The organism is Halorientalis marina, from assembly GCF_023028345.1.
Lineage (GTDB): Archaea > Halobacteriota > Halobacteria > Halobacteriales > Haloarculaceae > Halorientalis > Halorientalis marina.
This window is the reverse complement of sequence record NZ_CP095487.1, coordinates 758,442-773,382: the sequence shown is the minus strand read 5'-3', so window position 1 is coordinate 773,382 and position 14,941 is coordinate 758,442. Positions and strand designations below refer to the sequence as shown.

Annotated in this window: 13 protein-coding genes and 1 pseudogene; 6 read left to right on the top strand and 8 right to left on the bottom strand. The window is 70.7% G+C overall.

What is annotated here, in order from left to right; all coding sequences use genetic code 11:
* Positions 1-26: 26 nt before the first annotated feature.
* Positions 27-194 (bottom strand): DUF7556 family protein, encoded by a 168-nt coding sequence (locus tag MUG96_RS04145; protein ID WP_246986770.1) that lies wholly within the window; start codon positions 192-194, stop codon positions 27-29.
* 150 nt (positions 195-344) lie between these two features.
* Between MUG96_RS04145 and MUG96_RS04140 the strand changes: the two genes are divergently transcribed.
* Positions 345-581 carry a helix-turn-helix domain-containing protein gene (locus MUG96_RS04140; RefSeq protein WP_246986768.1) on the top strand — a complete coding sequence of 79 codons (237 nt, stop codon included), beginning with the start codon at positions 345-347 and terminating at the stop codon, positions 579-581.
* 290 nt (positions 582-871) lie between these two features.
* Here the strand turns inward: MUG96_RS04140 and MUG96_RS04135 are convergent, their stop codons facing one another.
* From MUG96_RS04135 to MUG96_RS04120, 4 genes are all read right to left on the bottom strand, one after another.
* Entirely contained in the window at positions 872-1,441 is a 570-nt protein-coding gene (locus MUG96_RS04135; protein WP_246986767.1) for a DUF8054 family protein, read from the bottom strand.
* Positions 1,438-2,208, bottom strand: a complete 771-nt coding sequence (locus tag MUG96_RS04130; RefSeq protein ID WP_246986765.1) for a nucleotide-binding protein — start codon at positions 2,206-2,208, stop codon at positions 1,438-1,440. The genes MUG96_RS04135 and MUG96_RS04130 overlap by 4 nt, the downstream gene beginning before the upstream one ends.
* Before the next feature lie 202 nt (positions 2,209-2,410).
* Entirely contained in the window at positions 2,411-3,931 is a 1,521-nt protein-coding gene (locus MUG96_RS04125; RefSeq protein WP_246986763.1) for a cobyric acid synthase, read from the bottom strand.
* Positions 3,932-4,087: 156 nt separating this feature from the next.
* Positions 4,088-4,741, bottom strand: a complete 654-nt coding sequence (locus MUG96_RS04120) for a cob(I)yrinic acid a,c-diamide adenosyltransferase (RefSeq protein ID WP_246986761.1) — start codon at positions 4,739-4,741, stop codon at positions 4,088-4,090.
* 147 nt (positions 4,742-4,888) lie between these two features.
* On the opposite strand from MUG96_RS04120, the gene MUG96_RS04115 reads away from it, so the two are divergent.
* Together MUG96_RS04115 and MUG96_RS04110 are read left to right on the top strand one after the other, a co-directional pair.
* The gene (locus MUG96_RS04115; RefSeq protein WP_246986759.1) at positions 4,889-5,662 is read left to right on the top strand and encodes a CbiX/SirB N-terminal domain-containing protein; all 774 of its coding nucleotides are present in this window, start codon (positions 4,889-4,891) and stop codon (positions 5,660-5,662) included.
* A 97-nt stretch (positions 5,663-5,759) separates the two neighbouring features.
* Positions 5,760-6,146: pseudogene (locus tag MUG96_RS04110) on the top strand (zinc ribbon domain-containing protein); the annotation flags it as partial.
* 77 nt (positions 6,147-6,223) lie between these two features.
* Here the strand turns inward: MUG96_RS04110 and MUG96_RS04105 are convergent.
* The 3 genes from MUG96_RS04105 to cobN are packed head-to-tail and all read right to left on the bottom strand — an operon-like array spanning position 6,224 to position 11,662.
* Positions 6,224-7,030 (bottom strand): cobalt-precorrin-7 (C(5))-methyltransferase, encoded by an 807-nt coding sequence (locus tag MUG96_RS04105; RefSeq protein ID WP_246986757.1) that lies wholly within the window; start codon positions 7,028-7,030, stop codon positions 6,224-6,226.
* A complete protein-coding gene (locus tag MUG96_RS04100; RefSeq protein WP_246986755.1) occupies positions 7,027-7,776 on the bottom strand; it encodes a precorrin-8X methylmutase in 750 nt (249 codons plus the stop codon). The genes MUG96_RS04105 and MUG96_RS04100 overlap by 4 nt, the downstream gene beginning before the upstream one ends.
* Positions 7,766-11,662: a cobaltochelatase subunit CobN gene (gene cobN, locus MUG96_RS04095; RefSeq protein WP_246986753.1), complete on the bottom strand. Its 3,897-nt coding sequence runs from the start codon at positions 11,660-11,662 to the stop codon at positions 7,766-7,768. The genes MUG96_RS04100 and cobN overlap by 11 nt, the downstream gene beginning before the upstream one ends.
* A gap of 35 nt (positions 11,663-11,697) precedes the next feature.
* Here cobN and MUG96_RS04090 point away from each other — a divergent pair, with 35 nt between their 5' ends.
* The 3 genes from MUG96_RS04090 to MUG96_RS04080 all read left to right on the top strand — a co-directional run bounded on the left by MUG96_RS04090 (position 11,698) and on the right by MUG96_RS04080 (position 14,871).
* The gene (locus MUG96_RS04090) at positions 11,698-13,875 is read left to right on the top strand and encodes a VWA domain-containing protein (RefSeq protein ID WP_246986751.1); all 2,178 of its coding nucleotides are present in this window, start codon (positions 11,698-11,700) and stop codon (positions 13,873-13,875) included.
* A gap of 82 nt (positions 13,876-13,957) precedes the next feature.
* A complete protein-coding gene (locus MUG96_RS04085) occupies positions 13,958-14,146 on the top strand; it encodes a CbtB domain-containing protein (RefSeq protein WP_246986749.1) in 189 nt (62 codons plus the stop codon).
* Positions 14,146-14,871 carry a CbtA family protein gene (locus MUG96_RS04080; RefSeq protein ID WP_246986747.1) on the top strand — a complete coding sequence of 242 codons (726 nt, stop codon included), beginning with the start codon at positions 14,146-14,148 and terminating at the stop codon, positions 14,869-14,871. Before MUG96_RS04085 ends, MUG96_RS04080 begins: the two co-directional genes overlap by 1 nt.
* Positions 14,872-14,941 lie beyond the last annotated feature (70 nt).

Genomic DNA, 14,941 nt, shown 5'->3' with positions numbered 1-14,941 from the left:
CGACCCGCTGTGACCCCGCGGCGGCATCACCGCCACTCGCGGAGCGAACGGGCCGACGATAGCACCGCCGACAGCGACGCCCCGTCGCGGCCACGCTCCGCGATGACGAGCCGCGGGTGCGCCCCGGTCCGGTCGACCGAAGCCACGACCTGCCGAACCCCCGGCTTCGCGTGCGGACGGTCCCCACTCGCCATGGGCGTCCGTCCGTCGAGACGGAAAAACCAATCGTGATATGACAGGTCAGATCGTGTGCCACGTCGACATGGGTCACGAGTTCGCCCTCGGGCGGTCACGGGACCGCGCGCACCCGAGCATTAAGTAGGAGGGCAGCGATGGGGCCGCCAATGGCAGACCCAGGCCGCGAGACGGAGTTCACACAGGCGAGCGTCATCGAGGTGTTCGAGACCCGCGAGGATTACGCCGAGCCGCTGACAGCGACGGAAATCGCGGAGCGGCTCGGTTGTTCGCGGCGGACCGCCCTCAACAAACTCCACGACCTCGAAGACGAAACCGACGTGACGAGCAAGAAGGTCGGCGGCCGGAGCCGGGTCTGGTGGATTCCGGTCCCCATCGACCGGTAGGCGAAGACGAGAAGCGGTGTGGAGGGGGTAGGCGACCCCGGGGCGGTCGCCTCAGGCGATCCAGGCCCCGTGTTCGGACCGGGCGTGTTCGAGGAGAGCCTCCGTCGAGTCGAACTCCTCCCCGCAACTGCACGTGTGGTACGCCGTCGGCTTCTGGCTTGTCGCCATACACGAATAGGAACGGTACGCAACTACATAGTCGTTTATCCGTCCAGCGAGAACTGGACGTGCGTCCACCTCACGCAGTCGGCACGCGCCGGAGCCGCGCTGCCGGCTGGGGGAGTCACCGCCTACGTCCCCAGATCGTCGAATCCCCACTCCCGGGCGCGCTCACGTGCCTCCTCGCGGGCCTGCTCGCGGATGGCCGCGATCTTCTCCTCGTCGTCGAGGAAGGCTTCGAGCGCGCCCGGGTCGTCGTCGGTGCGGTCCGTCGTCGGACCGGATTCGGCGTCCGACCGCGTGCGCGTCGCCGGCGCGCGGCGGCGGGTCCGGTCGGCCAGTTCCGCGTCGCCGGCGAGGCGCTGGGCAGGCATCGCCGGCGGCACCGTCAGCGCCGGCGTGTCGTGAACGGCGTCGAGACTGCCGTCGGGCACCGCGACCAGTCGGACGTGGTACGGGCCGGGAACGGCGAGGTCGGCCAGCGCCGGCGGCCCGCCGCGGTCGGTCGCCGTCGAGTACGCCAGTACGGGCACCCCGTCGGCGAAGGTGATGACACCGGCGCCGTCTCCCCCCGCCAGGAGCGTGTCCTGCGGTTCGAGGACGGCGTAGCCGGTCAGCAGGCGGTCGAGTGCGTCCTCGAAAAGCGCCGCGAGGTCGTCGACGGCCCGCGACCGCAGGAGTTCGCCGTCGGGGAGTCTCATCGTCGCTCCGGGATAACGGCACTGCGGAACCGATCCGCGACGTCGCCGGCATCGCCTGCCCGGACGTCGAGCCCGTCGGCGGCCTCGCGGAACGCGGCCGCCGCCTCGGCGTCAGGCGCGTGTGCCAGCAACGGCTCGCCGGCCCGCCGCGCCGCCCGAACCGCGTCGCTCTCGGGGACGGTCGAAAGCGTCGGCCCCTCGAAGTACCGCCGACTCTTCTCGGCGATCCGGTCGATGGCCGCCGGGTCCGCCACCTTGTTGAAGATCGTCCCCGCCGTGTCCGTGCCGTAGGAGGTCGCGTACTCCTGGACCTTCAGCCCGTCCGAGAGCGCCGGAATCGTCGGCTGGAGGACGATCACTACCCGGTCGGCCAGCACGACCGGCAGGACCGCCGACTTCGAGGAGAGCGTCGCCGGCGAGTCGAGCAGGATGACGTCGGTGTCGGCCGCGAGCGTCGCCACCACGTCCCGCAGGCGCTCGGGCTCGGCCGCCTCGAACCCCGCCAGGCTCGTCCCGCAGGGGACGACCGACATCCCGAAGCGGTCGTACACCGCCGCCTCGACCGACGCACCCCCCTCGATGAGTACGTCGTGCAGTGTCGTGTCGACGGCTTCCAGACCGGCGTGAAAGAGGAGGTTCGCCATCCCGGTGTCCGCGTCGATGACCGTCACGTCGTACTCCTCGGCCAGTGCCATCCCCAGCGCGAGCGTACTCGTGGTCTTTCCCGTCCCACCTTTCCCGCTGGCGACCGCGAACGCCTCCACCATTACCCGGGGTTCTGTGCGGTCCCTGGTTTAAACCTACGGGTCGAAGCGGGGGGGTCGCTCCTGCTCGCGGGCAAAAAGGTGAATCGGACCCGCTCCTAACCGGGAGTAGATGCCCGAAGACGGGGAGTCGCCACGGACCGCGTCGGTGGCCGGCGACGTGACTGCTGGCACGTCGACCGGCGACGCGACCGACGGCCCGACCTCACAGCCCGAGCGCCGAGAGGTCACAGTGTGTCGCCACGAGGTCGGCCGCGCGGTCGTAGGGGTCGGCAGTACCGCCCTCCCGTGCGGGGCGCTCACGACCCGCCGCCGCGAAGACCGAGTCGACGAACGCCTCACGAGCGGTCGCGTTCTCGAACAGGCCGTGGAGGTACGTCCCGAGGACGTGCGCCGTCGCCGCGCCGTCCGGGTCAGCGGCCGCGTCCGCCGCGCCGTCGTCCGTGACCGCCGGGAACGGGCGAGCCACGTCCGCGACCGGGTCGGTCCGGCCCATGTGAATCTCGTAGCCGGTGACGGCCCCGTTCGCGCCCGCGAGCGGGCCGACGCCACGGAGGTCCCGGGTCACCGGTTCGACGCGCTTGTCCCGCCGGAAGCGCGTCTCGACGGGGAGCAGGCCAAAGCCCGGAACGGTCTCGCGGTCGCCGGTGCCTTCGACGGCAGCGTTCGTGATGCGCTCGCCGAGCATCTGGTAGCCGCCACAGAGGCCGACGACGGGGCCCTCGAAGGAACGGAGTTCGGCGTCGAAGCCCGCCTCGCGGCACGCGAGCAGGTCGTCGACCGTGTTCTTCGTCCCCGGGAGGACGACCGCGTCCGCGCCGTCGAGGGCGGCGTCGAGCGGGCGGTAGGCGACCCGGACGCCCGGTTCGCGGGCGAGCGGTTCGAGGTCGGTGAAGTTCGAGAGCCGCGGGAACCGGGGCACGGCGACCGTCACCGCGCGCTCGTCGGGAACGCCGTCGTCGGTCCCCCGGACCGCTCGCTCGCCGGCGGCCGGGAGCGAGACGCTGTCCTCCTCGGGCAGGCCGGGGTCGTCGTAGGGCAGGACGCCGAGAATGGGGACGCCGGTGCGGTCCTCGAAGTCCTCGATGCCGGGCGCGAGCAGCGAGCGGTCGCCGCGGAACTTCGTGATGACTGCGCCGGCGACCCGCTCGCGGAGGTCGTCGGGGAGGAGTTCGAGGGAGCCGACCAGGGCCGCGAAGACGCCGCCGCGTTCGATGTCGCCGACGAGCAGGATGTCGGCGTCGGCGAAACGCGCGGTCTCGACGTTCGAGAGGTCGCGGTGGTGGAGGTTCGGCTCGGCGAGCGAGCCGGCACCCTCGGCGACGATGACGTCGTGGTCGGCCGCGAGTCGCTCGTGGGATGCCTCCGCCGCCGCAAGCGCGTCGTCCCAGTGCTCGTCGTAGTACTCGCCGGCGGCGTAGTGACCGACCGCCTCGCCCCCCAGGACCAACTGTGACTCCCCCTCGCCGCGGGGTTTGAGGAGGACGGGGTTGTGGTCGGTCGTCGGCGGGACCCGTGCCGCCCGTGCCTGGACGTACTGGGAGACGCCGATCTCGCCGGTCGAGCCGTCCGGCGTCGCCACCGCCCGGGCGTTGTTGCTCATGTTCTGGGCCTTGTAGGGGGCCACGTCGACGCCGCGGTCGGCGAGATGCCGGCAGAGTCCGGCGGCGACGGTGCTCTTGCCGACGTGGCTCGCGGTGCCGGCGACCAGCACGGTTCGGGCCATCGCGTTCGACGGGACTGACGGGGCCGCCGCTCAAAGGGATTGCGTCGGAGGAGCGTGTGACTGCGGACGAGAACCTCGTCCGCTATCGGCACCCGATAGCGGCCGCGTAATGTGTTTTGTGGTGTGTTCGCCGCGCGTCGGACGCCCGGATTGCGGTCAGAACTCCGTGCCCTGCCGCGCGCCCTGGCCGGCGTCCATCGGGTGGACCTCCTTGCGGACGTTGGTCACGAGGTCGGCGTGGTCGTCTAAGTAGTCCGGGCGGTCGTGACCGCCGGTGAGGACGAGTTCGAGGTCCGCCGGCTTGTCCTCGATCAGTCCGACGACGTCCGCGGGGGCCAGCAGGTCCCGGTTCGCGGCGTAGACGATCTCGTCGAGGACGAGCATGTGGACGCCGTTGCCGGGGTCGCCGTCGAGCGCGAGCGGGGCGGTGAGGTCGGCGTCGGCGGCCCCGTCGAGCAGTTCGCGGGCCCGGGCGAGCGCCCCCTCGGCGCGGGCGGCGTGTTCGTCGTCGTCGCTCCCGTCGAGGAAGCCGTGCCAGCCGTAGTGCCCGGCGTTCTCGTAGGAGAAGCCCGGCAGGGCCGCGATGGCGTTGTACTCGCCGCGGACGTCGTCAACCGTGCCGGTGCCGCCTTTCATGAACTGGAGCATGTGGACGCGGTAACCGTGACCCGCGGCGCGCATCCCCATGCCGAGCGCCGCCGTTGTCTTCCCTTTGCCGTCGCCCCACCAGACCTGTACGAGCCCGAACTCCGCGGGGGCGCTCGCCGTTATCTCACGCGGACGCGGCCCCTCCGTGCTGTCCTCGACCATACCACCTTCTGGGACCGATGCCACCTATCTCTCCCGGTCGCGACCCCGGCGGCCCGGGTTGTGACTAACCCAACTTATTTGTGAGTCGCCATCGTCGCCAATTGCAAGCGAGTTTGGAATAGTGAAACCAAACTTGTACCCAAGACAATGACTGACGAAACACTCCTGCTGATCGGCAGGGAGACGCCACACGGCAGGGAGGTCATGGAGACGCACGCGCGGCGACTGCGGGACCGGGCCGCGGTCGAGACGGTACGAGTCGTCACCTACGAGTCCGATCCGGAACGCGAGTTGCGCGGCGCCATCGACACGGGGACGGCCGACCGCGCCTTCGCGATCCCGATGGTCGCGGCACACACACGTGAGACGGAGACGGACGTGCCGCGGGCTCTCCGGGGTCTCGACGCGGCCGTCGAGTACGTCGACCCCGTCGGCCGGAGTCCGGCCGTCACGGAGGCGCTCGCCGACCGCGCACGCGCGGCGCTCGCCCCGGCGGGAGACACCTCGATCATCCTCGCGGGCTTCGGCAGTAGCTCGCTGCCCTACCAGCGCCGGACCGCGGAGTACCACGCCGAGCGCCTGCTCGCCGAGACCGACTACGACGAGGTCGAGCCGAGTTTCCTCCTCCAGAACCCCGCGATGGAGTGTGCCCGCTACACCGTCTCGAACGACCGCGTCGTGGCCGTTCCCCTCTTTTTCGCCCACGGCCCGGCGACACGCGAGCGTATCCCCGAGGAACTCGACATCGACCGTGGCGGCATCGCCTACGCCGAACCCCTCGGCGACCACCCGCGGCTCACCGACGTACTTCACGGCGCGCTCGAAAAACGGCGCGTCCTCGCCGAGTCCAGCGACGCGACGCCCGCCGCCGGGACGGCATCGAACCCCGTCGCCACCGACGGCGACGGCCGTGCCCGGTAACGACGGATTCAGCAGGTTCGAGGCGGAGCCCCCGGCCTCAAGTCGTGCGGGACCGAAGGTCCCGCTGACCATCCGAACAGGCCCGCGGCCCGTGAGGAGAGAGCGAGGGCTTCCTCACGCAGACTGGCATCACGTCTGGGCATTTCGTCGCCTTGTCGAGTACGTCGAGTACAAAGCACCAGAACGTGGTGTGGCTGTTGAGCAGGTCGAACCCGACCACACCAGCCAGCGGTGTTCTCGCACCGACTGTGGGTTTACCCACGAAGACAACCGCGACGGCGAGCAGTTCCAGTGTCTCAAATGCGGGTACGAAATCAACGCTGACTACAACGGCGCGAAAAACGTCGGCCTGCGGTACATGCGGAAGAGACAGCACAGACTGCGTTCCTCGCCCACGTCGGGGAGCGCAGACGCACCAGTAGACGTGCGTATACATGGTGGGATATTGAACGGCGACGGCTATCGGCCAACCGCCGACAGTTGATCGCCGGGAGTCCACATCAAAGCCCCACCCTCGACGAGCGAACCGCCTATGCGGTGAACGAAGTAGGGTGGGGTAGTTTACTTCTCCTGTCCCGCCCGCACGACCAGCACCGACAGGTCCGAGAACCGCGAGTCGTCGGCACCGTCGCCGCCGGCGCCCGCGGCCAGGTCCCCCAGCGTCGTCCGCGTGAGCAGCTCGTCGTCGTGGGTCAACCGCTCGCAGACCAGTGCCGTCCGCTCGCCGTCCGCGCCGGCGTCGACGAGGTCAGCGGCCACGTCCTCGGGCATCCAGTCGTAGGGCCGGGGGAGCACCAGGAGGTGCCGGTCGTCGCTTGCCGTCCGCAGTCGCTCCAGGTCGGCCGTCAGGTCGCCGCTCTTGTGGAGCGTCACGAACGTCGAATCCTCCATCGGCGTCCGGGCACGGCTCGCAGCTATCTGGAGCGACGAGATGCCCGGCACCACGCGCACCGGGCGCTCGACCGCGCGCTCGACCTTGCCGACGAACTGGTAGCCCGAGTGGTTCGGATCACCCATCAGGACCGCCGTCCCGTCCGCGCCGTCGGCGACCCGCTCGGCGAACCGCGACAGCGTCTCGCCCTCGTCGCGGTACCCGCAGGTCAGCAGGTCCGTCCCGTCGGGCGCCACGTCGTCGACGAACCCGACGACCGTCTCGAAGCCGACGACCACGTCCGCCTCGCGGATGGCGCGCTCGCCGCGAGGAGTCAGGTACTCCGGATTGCCCGGGCCGATACCGACGGCGTAGACGGGGGCTCCGTCGCTCGGCGCGCCCCCGCGACGCACCGGCTCAGGCGTCTCGGCCGCGAACGTCGCCGGGTCCGGCCCGGAATCGAGGTCGTAGTCGTCGGCGGACTCGCTGTCGCTCATCGTTCCGCCCCACGGTGGTCGATCCGGTCGGCCTCGGTGGCCGCCGTCTCGAGGTCGATCTCGCCGTCCCGTGCATCACTCGCGACGTGGATCAGCTCGTTCGTCAGGCCCGCCGCGAGCCCGCTCCCGCCGCGGCGTCCGACGGTGGTGATAGCCGGCACGTCGTACTCGGCGGCGGCCTCGCGGATTCGCTGCCGGCTCTCAGCGGCCTTGACGAACCCGACTGGCGTCGCGACGACGACCGCCGGCCGGGTCCCCTCCTCGATACAGTCGGCGAGCGCGAGCGCCGCGGTCGGCGCGTTCCCGACCGTCGCGATGGCCCCGTCGTAGACGCCCCGTTTGTCGAGTTCGAGGACGGACGCGGCCGTCCGGGTCATCCCCGTCTCGGCCGCTAGCTCGGCGCCGTTGCCGATTGCCTTGCGGACCTCACAGGAGTGGCCGCGTCCGGTGATGCCCTCCTTGACCATCGTGATGTCGGTCACGACGGGGCGTTCGTCGAGGACCGCCTCCGCCCCCGCACGCACCGGATCGCCGGCGAACCGCACGAGGTACTGGAACTCGGGGTCCCCGGTCGCGTGGACGGATTTCTGACGGATGCGGTCCTCCAGCGTCTCGTCGGGGACGAGTTCGCGCACGCGGTCCATGCTCGTCTCCGCGATCTCCATCGCGTTCGACGTCGTCGCACCCAGGTCCGCGTACTCCTCGAACTCCTCGTCGGCCGTCGCGTCGTCCTGATTAGTCGTCATCGCTGGTCACCTCCTGGGCGTCGCCGCCGCTGGCACGCGCTTCGAGATCGCCATCGACTTGCAGGTTCAGGTCGCGCAGGCGGTCCTCGGTCGCCTCGTCGGCGTCCCAGAGGTCCCGCTCGATGGCCTCCAGGAGCGTGTCCGTGATCGACTCCAGGGCCCACGGGTTCACGTCCCGGAGCCACTCCTGACGGTCGGCGTCGAAGGCGTACTTCTCGGCCACCTCCGCCCACAGCGTGTCGCTGACGACGCCCGTCGTCGCGTCCCAGCCCAGCGCCACGTCAACCGTCGTGGAGAGGTCGCCCGCGCCCTTGTAGCCGTGCTCCTCCATCGATTCCAGCCACTCAGGGTTCAGGACGCGCGCCCGCATCGCCTTCCGCACTTTCTCCTCGTTGGTGTAGACGTCGACGTTGTCCGGGTCGCTCGAATCGCCCACGTAGGAATTAGGCTCTTCGTCGGCGATCTCGCCGACAGCGGTGATGAAGCCGCCGTGGAAGGCGTACCAGTCCGAGGAGTCGAACTCGTCCTGTTCGGCCGTGTCCTCGATTTTCACCGTCGCGTCGACGTTGCCGAGGCGGCGCTCGAAGGCGTCGTGGGCCTCCGAGACGCGCCCCCGGGAGCCCATCGCGTAGCCGCCCCACTGGACGTACACGTCCGAGAGATCGGAGTGGTCCTCCCAGTTGCCCTCGTCGACGGCCTTGTTCGTCCCCGCGCCGTAGCCGCCGGGCTTCGTGGTGAACACGCGGTCCATCACCGCGTCGCGCGCGTCGTCCTCGTCCATGTCCGTCTCGCCCTGCAACCGCTCGGCCTCTTCCTCGACGTGTTTCTTCACGTAGTTCATGTCGAGGGGTTCGTCGAGGTCGACGACGGCGTCGACAGCGTCGTGGATGACGCCCGCCGCGGCCGGGAACGCGTCGCGGAACAGGCCGGAGACGCGCGTCGTCACGTCGATGCGTGGGCGGCCGAGTTCCTCGAGCGGAATCGGCTCCACGTCGTCGACGCGGCCGGCGTCGGTCCACTGCGGTTCGACGCCCATCAGCGCGAGTACCTGCGCGATGGTCTCACCGCGCGTGCGGACGGTCGGAGTGCCCCACGCGACGACGCCGATCTCCTCGGGGTACTCGCCTTCCTCGTCGTGGTGGCGCTCGGCAACGCCGTCGGCGACCTCGCTGCCCACGTCCCACGCGGACTTCGCGGGCACCTTCCGCGGGTCGAGGGTGTAGAAGTTCCGCGCGGTCGGGAGCAGGTCGACGCCGCCGCGGGTCGGCGCGCCGGAGCCGCCGGGTTCGACGTACTCGCCGTTCAGCGCGTCCGCGGTCTGGGGTATCTCCTCGGCCGCCCCCGCGACGCGCGGCGCGGCCTCCTCGCAGATGTAGGCCAGTGCCTCGCGGAGATCGTCGTGGGCGCCGCCCGCGACCCGGGCGTCGCCGAGCGGCTCGATGTCGACGACCAGGAGGTTCATCGTCGTCTCGTCGTCCGGGCCGGCCTCGGGTTCGGCCTCGGGGAGGTCGAAGTCGTGCGCGGCCAGCGTCTCCACGAGGTCGACGCTGGTCTCGTAGACCTCGTCGGCTGCCTGTGCGTACGTCATCCCGAGGTCCTCGTCGTAGGTTCCCGGTTCGTCGAGCATCCGCTGGTAGTCGACGCCGAGCACGCCCGCGACGGATTCCCGGAGGCTCGGCGCGCCGGGGTTCTCCAGTCGCGTCAGCGCGACGAGGTACTCGATCAGGCGGTCGTCGGCCGGCGGCTCGCCCATCGTGTGCAGGCCGAGTCGGATCTGTGTCGTCTTCACGTCCGTGACGTACTCGTGGACGCGCTCGACCAGTTCCTCGACGTCGACCTCGTCGCCGTCGACCGCGCCCTCGGCGAGCGTCGACCCCGCTTCGTCGGGGCCGCGCACGTCGGCTTTCTCGTCGATCTCGCCGGCGATACCGAGTTCGACCGCGAGGTCGAGGTCGTCGACTTTCTCCCGGAGCAGGGCTTCGAGGTGTTCGCCGTCGTCGGCGCGGGCGTCCTCCATCCCGGCCTCGCGGTACTGGTCGGCCAGTTCCTCCAGTTCCGCGATCTCGTCGTACGTGCCCGCGTTGGACATGACCGGCGTGAGGTAGTCGACGATGGCCGCGTACGAGCGGCGTTTCGCCTGCGTCCCCTCGCCGGGGTTGTTGACGATGTAGGGGTAGACGTTCGGAATGTCGTCGACCAGCTGGTCGGGCGCGCTCTCGCCGTTCAGCCCGACGGTCTTGCCCGGGAGCCACTCCAGGGAGCCGTGGGTGCCGAGGTGGACGACCGCGTCGGCCTCGAAGGTGTTACGGAGCCAGCCGTAGAACGCCACGTAGTCGTGGGGCGGCTGGAGGTCCGAGTCGTGGTAGACCTTCGAGGGGTCCATTCCGAAGCCGCGCGGGGGCTGGACCGTCACGAGGACGTTCCCGAACTCGACGCCGGGGATGGCGAAGGGGCGGTCCGGCGGGTCGCCCCACTCCTCGGTGATGCGCTCCTGGAACCGCTCGTCCTTGCCCTCGAACCACTCGGCGTACTGCTCGGGCGCGACCGTGTCGACGCTCAGGTCCCGTACGTCCTCGGGCGCGACCCAGCGGTCCTCGAGCGTCAACTGGGCGGTCAGGTCGTCGATGAGCGCCTGGCCGTCCGGCGGCGACCGACCACCGAGGTCGTACCCGCGCGCGTCGAGTTCGTCGAGGAGGTTGACCGTGCTCTCGGGGCTGTCCAGCCCGAAGGCGGTCCCGATGCCGTCGTCGCTCGGCGGGTAGTTGTGGAGGACGACCGCCACCTGCTTCTCGTCGTTGTCGAGGTAGCGCAGGCGCGCCCAGTTGACCGCGAGGCGCGCGGCGTGGTCCACGCGGTCGTCGATGGGGAAGTGCTGTTTGGGGGCGCTGCCGATGCCCGCCTCGTCGTCGGTGCGCTCCTTCCCGCTGATGGGGTGGGTGATGACGTTGCCGTCGAACTCCGGAAGCGCGACCGACAGGGCGAGCTCGAAGCCCATGACGCCCGTGTCGCTGGACTCGTACCGCGACCGCGAGCGCATCGTCGTGACCGTCTGAAGCACCGGCACGCCCAGTCGGTCCAGGAACACTTCCTCGGCGCCGTCGCCCTCGTCGCTCGCGCTCCGGCCTCGTTCGTCCATCGACAGCGAGAACATGAACGAGGAGAGCACGGCGTCGACGACCGGTTCCCCCTCGTCCAAGAGCCACTGGTCGGTCACCCACTCGGCGTCTTCCTGCTCGTCGGTGTCGGTCGCCGGGTTGCAGAAGATAGGCAGCGCGTCGGCGCCCTGTTCCTCGACGGCCCGGACCTGGGCGTCGACGTAGCGGGTGTTCTCGTGGGTCCAGTGGGACTCGTAGAACCAGATGGCGACCGTCGGGGTCGCCGGGTCGAGTTCCGCCCGGAGTTCCTCGTAGCTCGCGCCCGGGTAGTCGGGGTGGTAGACGCCCTCCGTCGGGAGCGCCACGGGGTCGTCGTGTGGCAGGTCGACGTCGGCATAGCTGTCGACCAGGAAGCGGACGCAGTTGGCGACGTTGCTCGCGCCGCCCCGGTCGAGGTACTCGTAGACGCGGTCCCGGTCGTCGGCCGCGACCGACGTGTCCTCGACGGCATAGGCGTCGCCCGTCGACTTGACCACCAGCGGGACGCCGGCCTCGTCCAGTCGCTCGACCGCGCGCTCGTAGCCGGGCATACTGTCTTCCGCGCCGTGCAACCAGAACACCGCCGCCGTCGTGTCGGCGAGGTCGTCGAGGAAGGCGTCCACGTCGTCCGGTTCGTCGAGGTCGCTCTCGGAGCGCACCACCAGATCGACGTCCGCATCCAACTGACTCGCCGCCCGCTGGACCGCCCCCAGTTCGTTCTCCGTCGCCGTGTACAGGCCGATGGTAGGCATAACGTTGTTAAACCTCTGTTGTTACTAGAGCAAGTATGGTTGATTTCGGATCGGGCAAAAAGCTGTCGCCGCTGGGGTTCGACGAGGTCGTCGGCCAGCACGAGCTGAAGGAGGCCCTGCTGGCCGTCGGCGCGAACGACGCCCTCTCGGGGCTGCTCGTGCGCGGCGAGAAGGGGACCGCCAAGTCGACGGCGGTCCGGGCGCTCGTCGAGTGTCTCCCCGACCAGCGCGCGGTCGCGGACTGTCCCTACGGCTGTCCGCCGGACGAGCCCGACTCGCAGTGTGCGGACTGCCGGGACCGCGAGGACCCCCCGGTCGAGCGGCGGCCGGTCCCGCTCGTGACGCTACCGCTCGGTGCGACCCGCGACCGTGTCGTCGGGACGCTCTCGGTCGAAGATGCCCTCGATGGCACGAAGGAGTTCGAGCCGGGACTGCTCGCGCGAGCCAATCGGGGAATCCTCTACGTCGACGAGGTGAATCTCCTCGACGACCATCTGGTGGACGTGCTTCTGGACGCGGCCGCCAGCGGCGTCAACCGCGTCGAACGCGACGGACTGAGCGTCACGCATCCGGCCGACGTGACCCTCGTCGGGACGATGAACCCAGAGGAGGGGGACCTCCGCCCACAGCTCCGGGACCGGTTCGCTCTGCAGGCGACCGTCACCGGCTGTGACGACATCGAGGACCGCGTGGCGATCATCGACCGCGCGCTCGGCACGGACGGTAGCCCCGGCGAAGCCGGGAGCGACGACGAGGGCAGCGAACTCGACGCGGCCGCGCGGCTCGCGGCCGCACGCAAGACACTTCCCGATGTGGAACTGCCCGCGGAGTTCAAACGCGAGATCGCGGAACTGTGCCGGGAGGCGGGCGTCGATGGGCACCGCGCCGACATCGCGGCCGCGCGAGTCGCACGGACCTTCGCGGCACTTGACGGCCGGCCGACTGTCATCGAAGGCGACGTGCGCCGCGCGGCCGAACTCGCGCTCCCGCACCGAATGCAGTCCGACCCCTTCGAGGACGCCCCCGACGCCGACGAGGTGGTCGACGACCACTTCGACGACGAGGGCGAGGACGACGATACGGAGGGCGACGACGCCGAGGCGGCGGACGGTCCCGACGAGAACGACGCCCCGGACGGCGACGTGGACGACGAGCCCGGCGGCGAAGACGAACAGGGTGACGGAGAGACCGGTGCCGACGACGCGAGCGACGAGGACGCGGAGAGCGGCAACGGGGAGGACAGCAACGAGTCCGGATCCGGGACCGGCCCCGAGCCACAACCGGCGTCGGCCGACGGGGACGGACGCGGATCGGACGGAAGCGACGAGGGGGCAGACAGCGAGGGCGAGGGAGGCGACGGAAGCGGTGACGGAAGCGACGGTGAGAGCGACGAACAGGAGACCGGCACGCCGCTCGTCCCCGGTGCCGCCCGCGAGGGAATCGGGGACGGCGTCGCGCCGTCGGTCGACGGGGTCGACCCCGGCGACGCCACGGGGAACGGACAGCGGGCCAGCGCCGGCGCGAGCGTCGATGGGACGGGCGCGCGGGTCCGGACGGAGCGAGCGAGCGCGGACGACGACGTGGACGCGGTCGCGTCGATGCGGGCGGCCGCGACGCGCGGCAGCGACGCGGTCGGCTCCCGGGACCTCAGAAAATCCGTCCGGACGGACTCGGCAGGGACGCTCGTCGTGTTCGCGGTCGACGCGAGCGCGTCGATGCGGCCGGCGATCCGCGCCGTCAGGGGCGTCGCCATCGACCTGCTCCGGGACGCGTACGAACACCGCGACGAGGTGGCGGTCGTCACGTTCGCGGGCGAGGGTGCGGAGGTCGTCCTCCCGCCGACCGACAGCGTGACGCTCGCGACCCGCCACCTCAAGGACCTCCCGACCGGCGACCGGACGCCCCTCCCCGCCGGGCTGTCGACCGCCGCGGACGTGCTCGACCGCGCCGACCCGGACGCCGCCGTCGTCGTGGTCGTGACCGACGGCCGCGCCAACAGCGGTACCGACTCCCCGACCGCCGACACGCGCGCGGCCGCCCGCCGACTCGCCCGCCTGGACGCCCACACCGTCGTCGTCGACACCGACCCCGACGACAGCCGGACCAGTCTGACCGCCGACATCGCCGCGACCACCGACGGCCAGCACGTCCCCCTCGACGCGCTCACGCCCGAACGCGTCGACCGCGCGCTCGGCGGCGCACGCGACTCCTGACTGCGACGCCCCGGTCCGTGCGCACTCACCGTGCCCGGAAGTTTTACAATCTTGCTTGTGTAGGGAACAAATAGAGTTTCAAATGGAGACGGAAACGGACACGGTTCACGGACGCATCGAACACGCACGGACGACGCTGTCGCGGACCCAGCTGGTCGTCGGCCTCGCGCTCCTGCTGGCGCTCGGCGCCGCGCTCCTCGTCGTGCAGGAACCGATGATGCACGACTCCCTGCACAACTTCCGTCACTCGGCGGGGATCACCTGCCACTGATGGCGACCGACTACCTGCGGCGCGGCCTGCTCGCCGGGCTCGCCGGCGGCCTCGTCCACGGCGCCTACGTCGCCTTCGTGGGTAACAATCTGATCGCGGTCGCGGAAGGCTTCGAGCAGGGACACAGTCACGGCGGGGCGGCGGTGTCGGAGGCGACCACGACGGCGGTCAGCATCGGCGCGGGCGTCCTCTGGGGCGTCCTGTTCGGGATCCTCGTCTTCGGCGTGGGCTACTACCTGCTCGAGCCGCTCCTGCCGGGCGGCGAGGGGACCCGGAGTTACCTCCTCGGCGCGGCCGGGTTCGTGACGGCCTCCGGTGCGCCGTGGCTCGTCCTCCCACCGGTCGCCCCCGGCGTCGAGCAGTCGCTCCCGACCGGGACACGCACCGCGTGGTACGTCGGGATGATGGCGCTCGGCGCGCTGGCCTGTGGCGGTGCCGTCCTGGCATACCGTCGGCTCGCCGACCGACGACGCGCAGTCGCACTCGCCGGGGCCGCGGTGCCGTTCGCACTGCTCGCGGTGCCCGTTGCACTCGCGCCGGCGAACCCGCTTCACGGCCACGTTCCGGCGGCGCTCGCGACGACCTTCCGGGCCGTCGTCGTCGCCGGCCAGCTCATCCTCTGGGGCGCACTCGCCGCGTCCCACGCCTGGCTCGTCGGGCGCACGGACGAGGCGCCCAGGCTCGACGCCGACCGAGCCGAGCGATCCGCCCACCACGCTGGCTGACGCCGAGCGGTCGATCACACGCCCCCTTTCGTACCGCAATCCCGTAGTGTCTGGCGCGACCAGTACCGCT